Annotated in this window: 16 protein-coding genes and 1 pseudogene; 5 read left to right on the forward strand and 12 right to left on the reverse strand. The window is 44.7% G+C overall.

The features are described from left to right. Positions 1 to 111: 111 nt before the first annotated feature. The 7 genes from AC4E8A_RS13205 to AC4E8A_RS13235 form a co-directional block, all read right to left on the reverse strand. A complete protein-coding gene (locus AC4E8A_RS13205; RefSeq protein ID WP_490193614.1) occupies positions 112 to 1,134 on the reverse strand; it encodes an ABC transporter permease in 1,023 nt (340 codons plus the stop codon). Continuing rightward, positions 1,134 to 1,994, reverse strand: a complete 861-nt coding sequence (locus AC4E8A_RS13210; RefSeq protein WP_490198867.1) for an ABC transporter permease subunit — start codon at positions 1,992 to 1,994, stop codon at positions 1,134 to 1,136. The genes AC4E8A_RS13205 and AC4E8A_RS13210 overlap by 1 nt, the downstream gene beginning before the upstream one ends. A 755-nt stretch (positions 1,995 to 2,749) precedes the next feature. After that, positions 2,750 to 3,634 (reverse strand): metal ABC transporter permease, encoded by an 885-nt coding sequence (locus AC4E8A_RS13215; protein ID WP_490193615.1) that lies wholly within the window; start codon positions 3,632 to 3,634, stop codon positions 2,750 to 2,752. After that, positions 3,631 to 4,563, reverse strand: a complete 933-nt coding sequence (locus tag AC4E8A_RS13220; protein ID WP_490193616.1) for a metal ABC transporter permease — start codon at positions 4,561 to 4,563, stop codon at positions 3,631 to 3,633. The genes AC4E8A_RS13215 and AC4E8A_RS13220 overlap by 4 nt, the downstream gene beginning before the upstream one ends. A 5-nt stretch (positions 4,564 to 4,568) precedes the next feature. Further along, positions 4,569 to 5,321, reverse strand: a complete 753-nt coding sequence (locus tag AC4E8A_RS13225; RefSeq protein WP_490198868.1) for a metal ABC transporter ATP-binding protein — start codon at positions 5,319 to 5,321, stop codon at positions 4,569 to 4,571. Between the two features lie 14 nt (positions 5,322 to 5,335). Further along, positions 5,336 to 6,268 (reverse strand): metal ABC transporter solute-binding protein, Zn/Mn family, encoded by a 933-nt coding sequence (locus tag AC4E8A_RS13230; protein ID WP_490193617.1) that lies wholly within the window; start codon positions 6,266 to 6,268, stop codon positions 5,336 to 5,338. Positions 6,269 to 7,012: 744 nt separating this feature from the next. Further along, positions 7,013 to 7,186 (reverse strand): hypothetical protein, encoded by a 174-nt coding sequence (locus AC4E8A_RS13235; RefSeq protein ID WP_490193618.1) that lies wholly within the window; start codon positions 7,184 to 7,186, stop codon positions 7,013 to 7,015. 158 nt (positions 7,187 to 7,344) lie between these two features. Between AC4E8A_RS13235 and AC4E8A_RS13240 the strand changes: the two genes are divergently transcribed. After that, complete coding sequence (locus AC4E8A_RS13240; protein WP_490193619.1) at positions 7,345 to 9,009, forward strand: ribonuclease J; 1,665 nt, start codon at positions 7,345 to 7,347, stop codon at positions 9,007 to 9,009. A gap of 51 nt (positions 9,010 to 9,060) precedes the next feature. Here AC4E8A_RS13240 and AC4E8A_RS13245 read toward each other — a convergent pair whose 3' ends face one another. Further along, positions 9,061 to 9,537 (reverse strand): PaaI family thioesterase, encoded by a 477-nt coding sequence (locus AC4E8A_RS13245; protein WP_490193620.1) that lies wholly within the window; start codon positions 9,535 to 9,537, stop codon positions 9,061 to 9,063. Positions 9,538 to 9,662: 125 nt separating this feature from the next. On the opposite strand from AC4E8A_RS13245, the gene AC4E8A_RS13250 reads away from it, so the two are divergent. Then, a complete protein-coding gene (locus AC4E8A_RS13250; RefSeq protein WP_490193621.1) occupies positions 9,663 to 10,571 on the forward strand; it encodes a nuclease-related domain-containing protein in 909 nt (302 codons plus the stop codon). Positions 10,572 to 10,694: 123 nt separating this feature from the next. On the opposite strand, the gene AC4E8A_RS13255 is transcribed toward AC4E8A_RS13250, so the two are convergent. Beyond that, positions 10,695 to 11,180, reverse strand: coding sequence for a hypothetical protein (locus AC4E8A_RS13255; RefSeq protein ID WP_490193622.1), 486 nt, complete (start codon positions 11,178 to 11,180; stop codon positions 10,695 to 10,697). A 123-nt stretch (positions 11,181 to 11,303) separates the two neighbouring features. Here AC4E8A_RS13255 and AC4E8A_RS13260 point away from each other — a divergent pair, with 123 nt between their 5' ends. Together AC4E8A_RS13260 and AC4E8A_RS13265 are read left to right on the forward strand one after the other, a co-directional pair. Next, complete coding sequence (locus tag AC4E8A_RS13260) at positions 11,304 to 11,579, forward strand: YqhV family protein (RefSeq protein WP_490193623.1); 276 nt, start codon at positions 11,304 to 11,306, stop codon at positions 11,577 to 11,579. Between the two features lie 95 nt (positions 11,580 to 11,674). Then, entirely contained in the window at positions 11,675 to 12,418 is a 744-nt protein-coding gene (locus AC4E8A_RS13265; RefSeq protein WP_490193624.1) for a YqcI/YcgG family protein, read from the forward strand. A gap of 76 nt (positions 12,419 to 12,494) precedes the next feature. On the opposite strand, the gene AC4E8A_RS13270 is transcribed toward AC4E8A_RS13265, so the two are convergent. From AC4E8A_RS13270 to AC4E8A_RS13280, 3 genes are read right to left on the reverse strand one after another with little or no spacing between them, the layout of a single operon-like run. Beyond that, positions 12,495 to 13,058 carry a hypothetical protein gene (locus AC4E8A_RS13270; protein WP_490193625.1) on the reverse strand — a complete coding sequence of 188 codons (564 nt, stop codon included), beginning with the start codon at positions 13,056 to 13,058 and terminating at the stop codon, positions 12,495 to 12,497. A 50-nt stretch (positions 13,059 to 13,108) separates the two neighbouring features. Further along, positions 13,109 to 13,663: a DUF892 family protein gene (locus AC4E8A_RS13275; protein ID WP_490193626.1), complete on the reverse strand. Its 555-nt coding sequence runs from the start codon at positions 13,661 to 13,663 to the stop codon at positions 13,109 to 13,111. Then, entirely contained in the window at positions 13,660 to 15,096 is a 1,437-nt protein-coding gene (locus AC4E8A_RS13280; protein ID WP_490193627.1) for a PQQ-dependent sugar dehydrogenase, read from the reverse strand. Before AC4E8A_RS13280 ends, AC4E8A_RS13275 begins: the two co-directional genes overlap by 4 nt. Positions 15,097 to 15,734: 638 nt before the next feature. On the opposite strand from AC4E8A_RS13280, the pseudogene AC4E8A_RS13285 reads away from it, so the two are divergent. Then, positions 15,735 to 15,944: pseudogene (locus AC4E8A_RS13285) on the forward strand (transposase); the annotation flags it as partial. Positions 15,945 to 16,272 lie beyond the last annotated feature (328 nt).

Below are 16,272 nucleotides of genomic sequence, written 5' to 3' on the forward strand. Positions count from 1 at the left end.
CTTTGTTTTTTATTTTGAAATTCAACTGATACAATCCTGTGCTCCCAAGGGCTCAGCCTGCTTGTCCCAATCCATTCTGTGAAAGGCCATCCCTCTTCCCGCATCATGAAGTTAATAACCTGAGACTTTCTCTTTTGAAACCAAGTCAAAATCACTGGAGATCAGCGTATTGCCCCGTCCTTCAAGGTTGTCCTTATCTTTTTTGTAAACTTTCTCATTTTTTCCGCTTTGAGAGATCCCTTCGAGTCCTTTAGCTATCCCGTTAAGTGACAGGATTGTCAAAGAGAAGAAAAGCATCGGAGCCATGAATATCCACCAGGCGTTGGAGATCGATTTGTAACTCGTGGCCATCAAGCCTGCCCATTCAAATACGATCGGTTTTGGCCGATCACAAAATGCGCCGTAACATACATCGGTCCCTCCGAAGAAAAGACTGAAGAATCCTAAATGGGCAATGATGAGTAATGCCTGAATGAGGACCTTCGGAAAGATGATGAACAGCCTTAGTTTCAAATGTGGAAGCAAATGTTTACGAAAAAGAAAGAATTTGCTCCCGCCCAGCACTCTTGCGCTTAGAATGAACTCTTTTTGTAAAATCTCCCTCGTTTCATTGGCGATCAATATCGCTGTCGTCGGAACGGTAATCACAGCCAGAATGATGATCTGCCATACTACCCTCTCGGTGAATGTCGTTGCAAAGCCTTCCATGGGTTCCCACAACAATGGATGCAAGACATTGTAAGCAATTATGGACTGCGGGATGAAATAAAAGGATGTGAATAGGGTCTGTGTTATGTAATTCGAGGTACTCCTGATGAAGCCGCCGGCTATTCCAATAACAAAGGAAATCAGGAAGCTCAGCAGCGAAATGACAATCGCCGCCCCCAGTGTATACTGCGCACCCTGGACAACTTTGTAGAGCATATCGTAGCCATCCCGGTCTGTACCTAACAGGAATTCACGTGAAGGTTCAAAAGGTGCTCCGTCGATGATCTTTCCATCCGCACTGTATTTAAGAATTGTCTGCGGGATTTCCGCTTCCAAAATATAGTTGAATACCAAGCTTCCTGTTACCATCAAAACGACAAAACCTGTGCAAAGAATGACAAGCCACTTATAAAATCCCTTTTCCATCACAGACTCATCTCCTTTCCGATCCTGCGCTTGATCAAGAACTGCAGTCCCTTGAGAAGTAAATATATCGGGATGAACAGCAGAATTGCCGTGATGGCAAAAATGGATGGCGTATTATAGGTAAATAAAAATGAAGTGACGCCAAACACATTAAAAAGATATTCCAAGATCAATAGATTTGACAGCATCATCCAGACGATCTGCTTCGCATGATAAGTCAGGCTGATGAGAATGTTTCGGATCATATGAAAGAAGAGCAGCCTGAACTTGCCCAAGCCCTTCCCTCTTGCAAGCTCTACATAAGGCAGATTCTGCTCTTCATTTATGAAGGAGACCATCAAGCCCAAGAAGAAAAAAGCAGGAACGATACTTAAAACTGCCGCCGGAAATAAAATGATCTGCTTCTCTCCTACAGACGCCACATCCACCAATAAGATGCCGGATTGCTTAAAAAACCAAATAACAAAAATCTGCATTGCGGAAATCACAAAAATATCAGGCAGTGAACTGATTAAAAATGCGAAGATATTAATCAATCCCCTGAACCACTTTCCTGCAGTGTAATAGAGTACAAGAATCAGCAGTGAAACTGAAATCGCCATGATCAAAGCTAAAAAAACGATCCTGATACTGCTGAAAAAAGCAACAAATATAATCGGAAAAAGGTTTCTTTCGATATCAGAATTCACATAAACGATGTCAGCAGGGTTTCCTAAATCCATTAAAACACTGATCAGGCTGTCCCAATAGGTAAAAAGCGAAAAGGATTGATCTTGAAACAAACCTGATGTGGCGCTGACTATTACGATGCCAAGTATGATGAGTAATGGTTCGAACAGGTTCTTCCCCGAGGCTTTCACCAATCTGCAAGCCCCCTTTACTTGTCTATAAATTTAAAATATTATTACAATAGTAACACATTTTTGTCATATTAAGGGAACTAAAATCCAATTTCCTTGGCTAGTCTTCTTTGCCTATCTCCGGCCCGGATATTCCTTTCAGCGTGCGGACGGGATACTGAAGATGACGGAATAGCAATGTCAACCAGCAACCGGATTTACAAGAAGGAGGACTAAAATCCTCCAGGATCTGGACTAGCCGCACTATTCCCCCAAAAAAATCCCCGCAATTCTTATACTCGGTATTGATATCAAAATAGTTAATAATCAAGATGGTTTCCTATCAATCAATCGAAAAGGACAAAATCATAAAAGATTTCGTCCTCCCTTCGTTCCTTATTTGAGCTGCAGCGTTACTAGGCAGCCCTTCGTAATCATGGACTATGTTCTACCATAAGCTTTTAAATCATTTTAAACGCCTGCCGTGATAATAAAGTGTCCACTACTCGTTAGATAAGATTTTCATCTAAATCAATTAGCGTGAAACATGGTTGGAGTACTTTATGGCTCTGTTCCAGCTCCTGCCCTCTGCCCATCCTCTGATGATTCTATAAGGTTTGTATATACCCCCTTCTTGTGCTAATCCCTCAGCCATTTTTGAGAACAGATGGAATACCCACATTCAGTGATTTTACAACTCGGGAAAACCTTGCATGCCATATTCAAGAACAGCATAATAAATTTCTTCTGGGGGATCCGCCTTTTAGCACCCCTCCCTAAATGGCTTCTTCAGAAACCATCTTTCTTCTTACCCATTTTTTAATTATAATTCCATGTGTTGGTGAGAAGAGGAAAACAAGCATAAAGATTCCCCCGGCAACTGCTATCATTGATCCGGCAATGGACGCATCTAGGATGTAGGCAAGGTAATAGCCTGCAATGGAACTGATGATGCCAATCACCATGCTGATCAGGATCATTCGGCTCAATTTTTCCGTCAACAGGTAGGCTGTCGCAGCCGGTACGATGATCATACCGACAACAAGGATGGCTCCGACACTTTCGAAAGATGCCACAGTTGTCAAAGAAACCATCCCCATCAAGATATAATGAAACAAGACAACCGGTATTCCCAGTGCTGCAGCCATGGCAGGATCAAAGGAACAAATTTTGAATTGTTTAAAAAACAAACCGACGATGAACAGATTTAAAAGAAAGGCCCCGCCGATCCCCCAGACGGCGGTCGGTCCCAGGCTCATGCCTCCTATGTGGAAGGTATCCCACGGTGCATAAGCGATTTCCCCGTAAAGGACACAATCCAGATCGAGGTCCACCTGTCTGGTAAAAATACTGACCAACACCACACCGACAGCAAACAATGCTGTAAAAACGACCCCGATGGAGGCATCTGACTGCACACCATTGTTTTGGAACATTTGAATTAGAAATACCGTCACTAATCCAATTGCTGCTGCCCCGATCATCATGAAAAGCGAGTCTCTTGAACCACTGAGCAAAAATGCAAGGACGATCCCTGGCAGTACCGAGTGGCTGATGGCATCTCCCACCATGGACATTTTCCTCAGGACAAGGAAACACCCCAAAATGCTGCACGAGCAGGCAACAAGAGCACCAATCAAAATAATCCAAAAATCATTCATGATGATTTCTCCTCTACCTTGGCATTTACATATACTTCTTGATAGTGCTGTTTGGCTTGGGTTCTTAATTTCACCTTGGCAATGACCCCTCTTGTTGGAGAAAATATGACGCTGATGACAAATATGGCCGTTGCTGACAAAACGACGAGGGGCCCAGTCGGCAGGTTGGACGCCATGGTACTGACAATTGTACCGGCAAAACCGCTTAGCGCCACGAACATCCCGGCCAGAATGACCATGATATGAAGCTTTTCTGTCCAGTACCGCGCAGCGACTGCCGGCGTGATCAATAAGGCTGCCATCAACACTACCCCGACGGCCTGAATTCCAATGACGACGGCTGTAACCAGCAGAATCATAATGAACTGATCCAGCAGAAAGACGGGCAGCCCTATCCCCTTCGCAAACCCCGGGTCAAAGGACAACAATTTGAATTCCTTGAAAAACAGAGCGGAAATCCCCACCAGGAAAAGACTGATGGCGGCCATTGTGTACACATCCGACTGGACCATCGACGCAGCCTGACCGAATAAGAACTTATCCAATCCGCTTTGGTTCCCGCTGTTGCTGTGCTGAATTTGGGTGAGCAGGACGATCCCCACCCCAAAAAAGACCGTTAATATAATCCCAAGGGCTGAATCCTGTTTAATTCTTGAGAAGTTGGTAATCAAGCTGATCAACAATGTTGCCAGCAGCCCTGCAACTATAGCTCCAATTAGAAAGAATACGATTGATTTAGTCCCTGTTAACATGAAAGCAACACACACACCAGGCAAAGCTGCATGCGACAGGGCATCCCCCATTAACGACTGCTTCCTCAAATAAGCGAAGCATCCGATAACCCCGCTGCTTAATCCAAGGAGCATTGAGCCCATGAGGATCCATTGTGTATTAGGATCTTGAAAGAAAGATAGCCATTCCAATTCCATCCACCTCAACTTCCTGCTGGAGTTGCAGATCCGGAGTCCAGCATCGTCAATTTCCCACCGTAAGTCTCTTGTAAAAACTCTTTTGTAAAAAGTTCTTCCGTAGGGCCAACTCCAATCAACTCTACATTCAGCAGCATGATCCAATCAAAATATTCTTTCACCGTATTAAGATCATGATGGACCACAAGCACCGTTTTCCCTTGTTGCTTCAGTTCGTTCAATAAGGAAATGATCGCTTTTTCTGTGGCTGCATCCACCCCTACGAACGGTTCATCCATAAAATATAAGTCTGCATCTTGTGCCAGTGCCCGCGCAAGGAAGACACGCTGCTGCTGCCCGCCTGAAAGCTGGCTGATCTGGCGGCTGGCAAAGTCGGCCATCCCGACTTTTTCAAGACAATCCATTGCGATCTGCCTATCCTTCTTCTTTGGGCGGTTCACCCATCCAAGATGACCGTAGCGTCCCATGGTCACTACGTCCAGTGCATCTGTCGGAAAATCCCAGTCGACGGATTCTCTTTGCGGAACATATCCAACTCGTTTTCTGGCTGCTTTATAAGAACTGCCGAATATCTCGACTTCCCCCGTTAATGAAGGAATCAGTTCGAGAATGGATTTGATCAATGTGGATTTACCGGCTCCATTAGGGCCGATAATTCCAATAAGTTTTCCTTCAGGCACACTGAATGTTATTTCTTTTAATACTGGCTTTTTTTGATAAGCGACAGCTAAATTTTTTACCTTTAAAGGTGAATTCATCATTATCCTCTCCTTCACTTCAATGCATTGACGATCGTATCAACGTTATGGCGGACCATTCCCAGGTACGTTCCTTCTTCGGTTCCAGCTTCACCCATTGCATCCGAGAATAGTTCTCCTCCGATTTTCACATCATGGCCTTTCTCTTCAGCCCCTTCAATGACCGCTTCAATCGCTTTTTTCGGAACACTTGACTCGACAAAAACGGCTTTGATTTCGTTGTCAACAAGGTAATCGCGAAGTTCGCTTACATCCCTGGAGCCTGACTCGGATGCCGTGCTGATTCCTTGCAGGCCCATCACTTTGATATTATAGGCAGTTCCAAAATATCCGAAGGCGTCATGGGCTGTGACAAGGACTCTTGTTTCGGCAGGAATGGCGGCGATCTGTTCTTTTGTATATTGATCAAGTTCTTCCAGCTTTTCGATGAATGCTTCTGCATTTTTTTTATAGTCATCTGTATTGGCTGAATCAAAGGCGGAAAGTTCCTCTGTGACGGTTTTCGCAGCGGTGATCCAGTTCTGAACGTTGAACCAGATATGCGGATCATATTGATAAGAACCGTCTGCAGGAGCTTGAAGGTCCGCTTCGGATATATCTTTCGAAACAGCGATGGTTGGCTTTTGATTCTCCATTTTCTCGAATATTTCCGTCATTTTCCCTTCCAAATGCAGCCCGTTATAAAAGATCAAATCTGCTTCTTCCAATTTTCGGATGTCCCCTTGGGATGCCTTATATAAATGCGGGTCTACTCCCGATTTCATCAAACCGACAGCTTCCACATGCTCTCCCCCAACATTCTCGACGATATCGTTAATCATCCCGATTGTAGAAGTCACTTTGATCTTTCCTGAATCTCCTTCATCCTCTGAGGGATTTTGTGAACATCCGCTTAACATCAGCATAATGGCTGCACCCGCAACAGCTGCATATCTCAATCGTTTCATGGTTTCATACCTCTTTACGCGTTTTTTCTTTAGACAATTCAGTTTCCTAACCGCCTAAAAGTTTGCCTGGTGCAACTTTTAGGCAAAAAAATATAAGCTGCTCTTCCAAGCTACACTTTACTCCTTTAAAGCACTGGGGGACAGTCCCCTATCGCTTTAAAGCGTTAAAATACTTTCTTCTTCTTTGATGATTCTTTTACAATTGTAGTCTACATAAACAAAATGTTTCCTTCAACCAAAATACATTATTAAATCCAATTTATTTACCTTAATGCAATTTAACACTCCCTTTTTAGCCTATTCCTTTCTGTCATTACCTTTACTTCCTTGTCTGTTAGTATTCCTAATGCTTTACATACACCAGCATATGTGTTGATCTTCTTTTGAATTCTGCCGGAAGGATACATCCCTCACCACCCCTTTACTTTGGTTTTAATCAATTATATTCATTGAGCTAAAAATGTTTCCTCTAACCAAAAAAATAAACATTGGTAAAGCCTATTGCAAGTTCATTAAATGACCTGAACCATTTTGCTGTTTGGAAAGTTGAGGTTGTGAATAGGAATATTGGTAGGGAAGAGGTAAGGCGTTGGAAGTTTCAATCAAAACGAAAAAGTTCATGGGCTGAAGTATGTGTAAGGCGAAAAAGAGTAATCAATTCGCCCTTCTTTCTAAACTTTGCCATCTGCAGCTTGCTAAGAACAGCAAAAAAGGATCAAGCTGTCAGCCTGACCCTTAGTATATTCAGGAATACTGCTGTGCAATCTTCAGCAGCCTCATCATCTCCTGTTTCTTCACCTTTCTCATTTCAGTACGGCACTCGCTGCAGTGCATCAAAATATTACCCTTATAATAAAAGGATTCAATTGAAAAAATATCTTCGCATCGCCTGCATATCTGTTCTTTACGATATCGCATGATACCCCTCCCAGTGACTGGATACATTAAATATTTTTTGACATCTTTCGGAAATTATTCCAATTTTGATTTTAAAGGTATATCTAATATAAACGTAAATAGAACACTGCTTACCTGGGAAAGATACTATCAACAAACCTACGGGAGGAAAAACAGTTATGAGTGAACGGCAGCTATCGATACTGGCCCTTGGCGGCTGTAATGAAATCGGAAAAAATATGTATGTGCTTCAATATGGAGACGACATCATCATTATTGATGCAGGCGGCAAATTTCCCGATGAAACCCTTATGGGCATTGATTTAATCATCCCGGATATCAGCTACTTGCAGGAGAATGCCGACAAAGTGAAAGCCCTTCTTGTCACCCATGGACATGAAGATCATATAGGCGGGGTACCGTATCTTTTAAAAAAATTGAATGTTCCCGTGTATGCAACCAACTTTACACTTGGACTCATCGAGCTGAAATTGGAAGAACACAAACTCCTGAGAGACACGACATTGATTCCGATAGATGCCGGCTCTACAGCAGAATTCGGTGAAATCAAAACATCTTTTTTCAACGTCAGCCACAGTATCCCCGATTGTCTGGGAATCGCTTTTGAAACCCCTGAAGGTACAGTTGTCCATACAGGCGACTTCAAGTTTGACTGGACTCCCCTGAATAGCCAGAAAGCAGATATACATAGGATGGCCGAGATAGGAAAAAATGGGGTCCTGGCACTGTTGTCGGAGAGCACAAATGCCGAACGTGCCGGGCTCTCGCCTTCAGAGCAAATCGTCAGCAGCCACATGGATGAAGCCTTCATGAAAGCAGACGGTAAAATTTTTGTATCAACTTTTGCTTCTAACGTTAACCGGGTGCAGCAGGTCGTCCATGCAGCTATGAAAACCAACCGGAAACTGGCGCTGTTAGGCAGGAGCATGGTGAATGTTGTCGGCGTTGCGATTGAAAGAGGTTACCTGAATGTCCCCGAAGGAATGATCATCAACCACAGGGATATTGACTCTTTTCATGCAGAAAAAGTAGCCATTCTATGCACAGGCAGCCAAGGAGAACAAATGGCTGCACTAGGGCGCCTGTCTTCTGGCCAGTTCCGCGATGTGACAATCGATCCTGGAGATACCGTCATTCTCGCCGCTTCCCCCATTCCCGGGAACGAGAAAGATGTTTCGAAAATAATTGATAATTTGTTTACTATCGGCGCCCATGTGATTTATGGAACGGGAAGCACGACCGGCATGCATGTTTCCGGTCACGGCTACCAGGAAGACCTGAAGCTGATGCTGACACTGATGAATCCAAAATATTTCATTCCTATCCATGGGGAAACCCGCATGCTGCATCATCACCGAATTCTGGCAGAATCGGTTGGCGTTGAACCGGGGAACACCTTCATCATTAAAAACGGGGAAGTCGTTGATATCGAACATGGCGAAGCTGTCCAAACCCGTTCCGTTCCAGCCGGTGATACCTATGTCGATGGAGTGAGCGTCGGGGATGTCGGTAACGTAGTGCTTCGCGACCGCCGGTTATTATCGGAAGATGGCATCCTGGTAATCGTCCTTACGCTGAGCAAACACGACCAGCGGTTATTGTCAGGACCGGATACCATTACTCGCGGTTTTGTATATGTAAAAGATTCCGAGGGCCTCATCAACAAAATCAATAACCTCGTCAGGGATGCCCTTGATGATCTTCCACCTGGCCAGCTTCAATGGAAGGTCATCAAACAAAGCATCATGAAATCAGTCGGACAGTACTTGTTCAAACAAACCAAACGAAAGCCGATGATTATACCGATTATCATCGAAGTATAAAAATAAAGAGACTTTCCCACTGGCTGATGCATGATGAGAAAGTCTCTCTTTTTAGGTTTTAAATGTATTTGGCATTACAACGGCAACAACTTCCCCCCGTGCACAAAGCTGATCCTCTGCATACACCTCTGTTTCCACCTTCCACTTCTTAGGATGGATTTCCGTCACGGTGCCGTATGCTATCAGCGGCACCTCTGCTGGAGTGGGCTTCAGAAAATCAACCTTTAAGGAACCGGTGACAAATCGGGGCGGCTCTTCTCCATCCCCGATCTCATGGCCATTTTTTTGGTGCAGGGCTATCGCTGCAGAACCAGTCCCATGACAGTCAATCATCGAGGCAATCACTCCGCCATACACAAACCCGGGCATTGCCATATGCTCTTCCTTCGGCTCATAAATAGTCAGGGTCTTTTCGCCGTCCCACCCAGTCCTGAAGTGGTGGCCCTTCTCATTCAATCGGCCGCACCCATGGCACCAGGCAAAATCATCCGGATAGCTATCTTGAATTGCTTTTTTGATTTCCTTCATTATAACCTTCCTTTTTGGTCGATTTTTTCACTTATGAATAGTACTTCTTTTAAACATCGTAGATTCCTGCCTTTTATGGGAGGTATTTCACTTTATATGGAGAAATAAGGGACAGGAGGTGCAAAATGATTTTCAAAAAGAGATCGGAATCCAAGGAATTACTAGCATTAAGGTCACTGAACATTCGCATGACATTAAGCCAAAAAGAAAAGCATTACTTTCTAAATCTTGAAAAAGGTTTTGAAGGTGAAGTGAAATTCGACCATCTGTCCGAAAAAGCTCTGGATAATAAGTTTGTCCTTAATGATTTACTCATCGAAGTGAATCACTCTTATTCTCAAATTGATACATTGAGTATTTCGGACGGGGCGGTCCATCTATTGAATATCAAAAATTATGAAGGCGACTGCTATTTCAAAGGCGATAAATTGTTTAGAATCCCCAACCAAAAAGAATATCAAAACCCACTCCTGCAGCTGCAAAGAAGTGCGACAATCATGCGACAGGCCCTCCACGATATCCAAGAAGATTATCTCGTAAAGCCATACGCTGTCTTCGTCAACCCGCAGTTCACTTTGTACCAAGCTCCTCTTCATCAGCCCATCATCTACCCAACCCAACTCACCAGCTTTTTGAAGGAACTTGAAAACAGCCCCTCCACGCTGAGTGCAAAAAACCGAAATCTCGCGAATAAGCTAGTCGCCATGCACCGGACTAAAAATCCTTTTACCCAACTGCCGAAATATCAGTATGATCAGCTGCAGAAGGGGGTGTTTTGTGAGGGGTGCCGTTCCTTTTCCGTTTCCAAAGTGAATTTTCGGTTTGTTTGTGTAAAATGCGGTAAGCACGAAACGTTTGAAAAGGCCATTTTAAGGCATACCGAGGAATTCAAATTGTTGTTTCCGGAGCGGAAAATTACTACAACCCGTATTCTTGAGTGGTGTGGTGGAGACTTACACCGGAGAACTATCTGCAGAGCATTAAGAAGAACCTTTACTTCTAAGGGAAGCACCAAAGATTTTTATTTTGAATGATTATAGTAATAGATTTATTTTCAGTCCGAACTACTTAGGGTTCGGACTCTTTTTATTTTTTTTAAATTAGAGTGGCTTTTCAACTGCCGTGATTGCTATTGGATCTTTTTAGTCCCGATTTCTTTAGAATCGCGACTCCCTCCACTCCTCTCCGGCCATGTCTGTCCCGATTCCACCCGAATCGCGACTCCCTCCACTCCTCTCCGGCCATTTCTGTCTCGATTCCACCCGAATCGCGACTCCCTCCACCCCTCTCTGGCCATTTCTGTCCCGATTTCTCCAGAATCGTGACTCCCTCCACCCCTCTCCAGCCATTTCTGTCCCGATTCCACCCGAATCGCGACTCCCTCGACTTCTCTCCGGCCATTTCTGTCCCGATTCTACCCGAATCGCGACTCCCTCCACTCCTCTCCGGCCATTTCTGTCCCGATTCCACCCGAATCGCGACTCCCTCCACTCCTCTCCGGCGGATTCTGTCCCGATTCCACCCGAATCGCGACTCCCTCCACCCCTCTCCAGCCATTTCTGTCCCGATTCCACCCGAATCGCGACTCCCTGACACTTTTCTACATTTTTTTGTCCCGATTCAGACCAAGTGTTTGCCCCCACCAAACAACCCCCGGTTTGTATACTATTTCCGAAGATTTCTGCATAAATTGTACAAGCGATTCCTTTTAAAGAGTCGCACTATATTTTTACATATCACACTCTGAATAAGCGAGGAGACGTTTGATGTTTGTTTTTATAGAAAAGGCCTTATTAGCTATGGTGGCGTTGAGGATTTTATCAGGGAGTATCGAGATCGGGGCGGCCCTGCTGATGTTGAAATTCAATGATTTGGAAAGGGCGTTTGCGATTAATTCTCTGCTTGCGCTTGTAGGGCCGACGATTTTCTTTTCGACCACGGCGATTGGCCTGATGGGCTTGTCCGGAAAGATTTCGCTGATGAAATCCGTCTGTTTGGTAGCCGGGGTTCTTCTGATTGGGCTCAGCCTGAAGATGAAGTAACTTTGAACAATGTCATATCCGCCTATTCCATGATCGGACATTCACCTAATTCTGTGACGGTAATATTCTGTTTACAGAGAGGAGGGTGTTTGAGATTGGCGTTATACCGCGAAGACGATCCTGAGATCAATGAATTGCCTGTTTGGCAGAGAGATGCCATCAGCCTTTTTTCAGATAAAATGACAAACCAAAAGAAGTTTCCCTGCATTCCCGCAACCCAGGCGTATGCTTTAAAGCAGCTGCGTTACGGATTTGCCGGACTTCCAACCGCAAGCTCATCAGCAGGCGAACTCGCTGAGATTTTAAAACAATTCACACTAAACTGCAGGGAATTCGGAAAATATACCACACTTGTCGTATTTTTTGACACACCATCCGCTCTGGTTAAAGAAACGACTGTAGAAGAATTCGAATGGATGTTTTGGGATTTGCTGAATCAATTGAATGAACTGGATGAGGTCGATTGGCCGAGCCACATTCCCCCCGATCCCGAAGAAAATGAGTGGGAATTCTGCTTTCACGGAGAACAGTACTTTATGTACTGCGCCACTCCTCGGCATCAGAACAGGGACAGCCGCTATTTTCCGTATATGATGATGGCCATCACGCCAAGATGGGTACTGCAGGAGTTCAATTCAAACCCGGGATATGCGGAAAAAATCCAGAAACAAATCCGAAAGAGACTTGAGGTTTACGATCAAGTCGATGCCCATCCTGAACTCAAAAAGTACGGGAGTGAGGATAATTTTGAGTGGAAGCAGTATTTTTTACGGGATGATGATACGGCACTCTCAAAGTGTCCATTCCATCAAATGATGAAGGCACAGAAAAAAAGCTGAGAGCAGCGCCGAACTTTTTGGTTCGGTTACATAAAAATGTCCCACAGCAAAAAAAATGACCCTCAAGAGAGTCATTTCATCCTTCTTTTTCAATCGAAATCCTTTTTACCAGAATGCGGTCAATGGATTTCATCCCAAGGACACTGACCTTATACCATAATGCACTATATAGGATAGAGAATGCCAGTGTTCCAAGAACCACATTCAGATTTAAAGAAGAGGAAACAGCAGGTCCCAGGATCGGAAAATGAATGATATACAAGAGGACCAAAATGCCTGCCGCCAGCCCCGTTCCCCCAAATAAAACTGCTCCATATGATTTTTTAAAAACTCTAAGGCCTACACCAAGACACACCCCTAACAGACCCGTGGTGAATGGAAACACCAGCAATTCACTTGGCTGCAAGACAATCAAAAGAAAAATTGTCACTACATAGGAAAGGACCCCGATACGGATGGAGATCATCGTTGCCAATACAATCGGAAAGGTCGTCAGGATACTGATGGCATATCCGATTCCTGAAAAAATCCCTGCGGACTGAAAGACGGCGGCCATTAATGCCAGCAAGGATCCCATAACAATCCGGGTCGTCTCGGTATAGTCAGTTAAGTACTCACGGTCATTGCTTTTCCATTTCATCTTTATCACCTCATATTAGGTAAATGCTAAAATGAGCGACTTTATACCAATCATGCGTTTTCCTTATATAGAATCGAGATCGGTGCCATTTCCAGCATATACTCCTGCAGAAGCAGCTGGTGCATCGTTTTTTCATGTACAACCGGAAAGGCCGCTAATGTGAGCTCCTTGTTTCCAAGAGACAAGCCAAGCTGCTCAGCAACCGCAAATGCGCCCATCGCCTTTTGGTTCATCGATAACAGCAGATGCATTCCCTGCCAAGAGCCGACTGCTCCACCAAGTGTATCCTGAAATGTCATCAACCCCTCTTCGATAACTGACAGAGTTGATCCCAATATCTTGTCTTTAACGCCATCTGCAGTTCTGCCAATCGTCTTGAACAACTCTTCTGCTGCCTTGGTATGATGCTTGGTTGCTCCGTGCATTTTTTTCAAGGCTTCTTTAATATGCGGTTCTTCGATGTCTCCAACTGCCTTAGGCATCAATGACTCAAAAGCGATTTGAGCTGTCAGTACGTGCTCCAGCCACTTTTCCGTTTCATTCAACTGCATAACCCTTGTAGCTTCATCTAATTCAATTAGTATAATTGGATTGTTTGCACTCATTGTTTTGTCACCTTCCATAAAACACCTGTGTGGCCATATGCTTGGATGTATCCTTTTGTTACCGGAGAATAGCCGAAATCAAGGACGTATAAACTCTTTCCATCGGGATGGAATTTGCAGTCGACCGGACGCTCGATACCACCATTTTCATGATATGAAGCAGGGCCGGACTGCCTATTCTTCAAGAAAACGTCGGATTTGCCTGTTTTTACATCAACACTGACAATTTGAAAACCGTTATCCAGGTCTTTTTCATGAGGACTGTTCAATGGTGCATAGGTTCCCCACTCTGTTACAAACAGCTTGCCTTTGTGACCAAAATTGTCCGATTGACAGAAATCCATCTTTGTCATAGCTGAATGAGGCTTTTCTAAATAGACAGGCGGACCTGCCCACTCTGGAGTGTTCTCGATCAGCTTTTCAGGAGGCTTTCCTTTCGCTGGTTTGCAACGCTCATCCCATACAGGTACTCCATCGGCCCTCATATCGGGAAAGCCGTACCAATCCGGTTTTTTCACCGAACCATGGGGAGTTTTGGCATTGCGGATGTGCCAGATGCGATCAGGATCACCTGCAATTGACCGCTCGCCCTTCTCTTCCAGGCAATTATCAGAAGCATACAGCTCCCCTTCCTCATTAAAAGCAAGTCCGTACGGATTTCTCAGCCCCCAGGCAAGCAGCTCCACTTCGCTGCCATCCGGTTTGGAACGCCAAAGCCCTGTTGAACACCACAATTCCCCTTTCAGTTTCTCCCCCTTTTCAGCTGGTGTACCAAATGGCTTGAATGCCCCCGTCTCTGTAAGAAAGGGAAATGGCATCAAAGGATTCCTGGAAGTCACATTGTGACCTGTCAATGTGATATCTTCACCCGGTACATCATGAGCATGAGGGTGTTTGGCTAAATCCACGGTAAATCCTGCTGGCAGGCAGATCCCGTTCTGTGAAACAGAGCCATTGGCGAAATACATGAGCCCATCAACCGGACTGAAAACCGGCCCGCCTGGTTCATGCCAGCCTCCGCTTGGAATCTTTTCAATAAGCACTTCCCGTTCACGGGTTTCCACATTATAACGGACCACACGTGCCAAGTATCCACCTTTGCAGCTGACATAGATGTATCCATCTTTATAGGTGACACCACGCGGCCCCCCAAGTGTTTCAACCGCAAACACTTCGAGGTTCCCATTCGGATGCAGCCTTAGAATCCTTGGAGGGAGTGCAGGCCTCGTCGGCCATGTACTTCCCCCTTCCAAAATATAGAGGGTCCCGTCATCAGCGAATCCCATTCCCGTGGGAAAGGATAGTCCAGCGGCCACAACCTCCACTTTATATCCTTCCGGCGCCTCCACATCATCAGGATTCACCACCGGCCTGGCACTCATCGGCAGCTTCAATACTCTCTCATTCACTTGGCTTGTCGCAATCTGTTTCATGTTTTCTTACACCCTTTCAACTGGATCCGTTCTAAATTTTTTATACTATATCAGTGATATCCAAGGGCGGCGGTATCTATTCTTATAGAAAAATTTCATGTGTGTTATTGTAACTACTTTTGCAGGCTTGGTATGCGGCTTTGGCGGAAAATTGAACAAAAAGGAAAACCTGCCTGATGGGCATTCAGACAAAAAGACCAGCCTCGTTTTACTTTAAAAAACGATTCTGCCTTTTTCATTTCCCGTTTTATGAAAAGGTGTAGATTTCCGTTCCAGGTGTGCGCCTCCGCGGGGCGGGCGTTGAGCCTCCTCGGCTTCATAAAAAGCGGAAGCGGCCGTTCAGCGACGTACAGAATGGAGGGCGCTCGTATGAGATAAAGGAAACACGACGAACATAGTGAGTCGATGCTGACTTATCGCAAGAAGAGAGTCCGAAATCTGCTAGTCGCTGGCCGCTGGAGCTGGCTTCGCCTGCGGGGTTACGTTCCAGTGGGTACGTAACCTTGGTCTCACCTGTCCCGCTAGTCCCGCAGGAGGTCGCACACCTTCCACTCCAATCAACGCAGCAAAAAAAAGAACTACCTACTAACAAAGCCTTACTTTATAATAGAAATATCAATAACAGTGGGTGGTTTCCAATGATTCAGCAACAACAATCAATGATGTTCAGTAAGTATACGGATCTATATGATATCGTCGTTCCCCAGGACAATATGTTACGCATAATTAATGATTTAATCGACTTTTCCTTCATTTTTGAAGAGTTGAAGGATAAATACTGTCATGATAACGGACGGAATGCCATTGATCCTATACGCATGTTCAAATATCTGTTTTTGAAAACCATTCGCCTCGACCTGTCCGTTTTGCTTGGCTGGACCCTTGCTATTATCTGCCTGATAGGCTTTGCTCCCCGTTTTTCTCCATCCTTGCCATCCCGGCCCGGGGTATCGTTGCATTCCTCTACCTGTTCAATCTCTATTCCCTGCTTCTTAAGCATCCATCGAACGACCTAAGATCAGTCATTCTATTTTTAAAACCATTCTACTTCTCGTATTATTCTTAATTATATCCCCTCTTATTTTTATCGAGACGACTGCGGCCTTATAAAAAGTCTGTTTTCGCATTCATTGTTGCTTTCCGAAAGATCCCAAGAACCGGATTTTCCCCTGTCTT

The sequence above is a fragment of the Bacillus sp. SRL337 genome, from assembly GCF_984799155.1.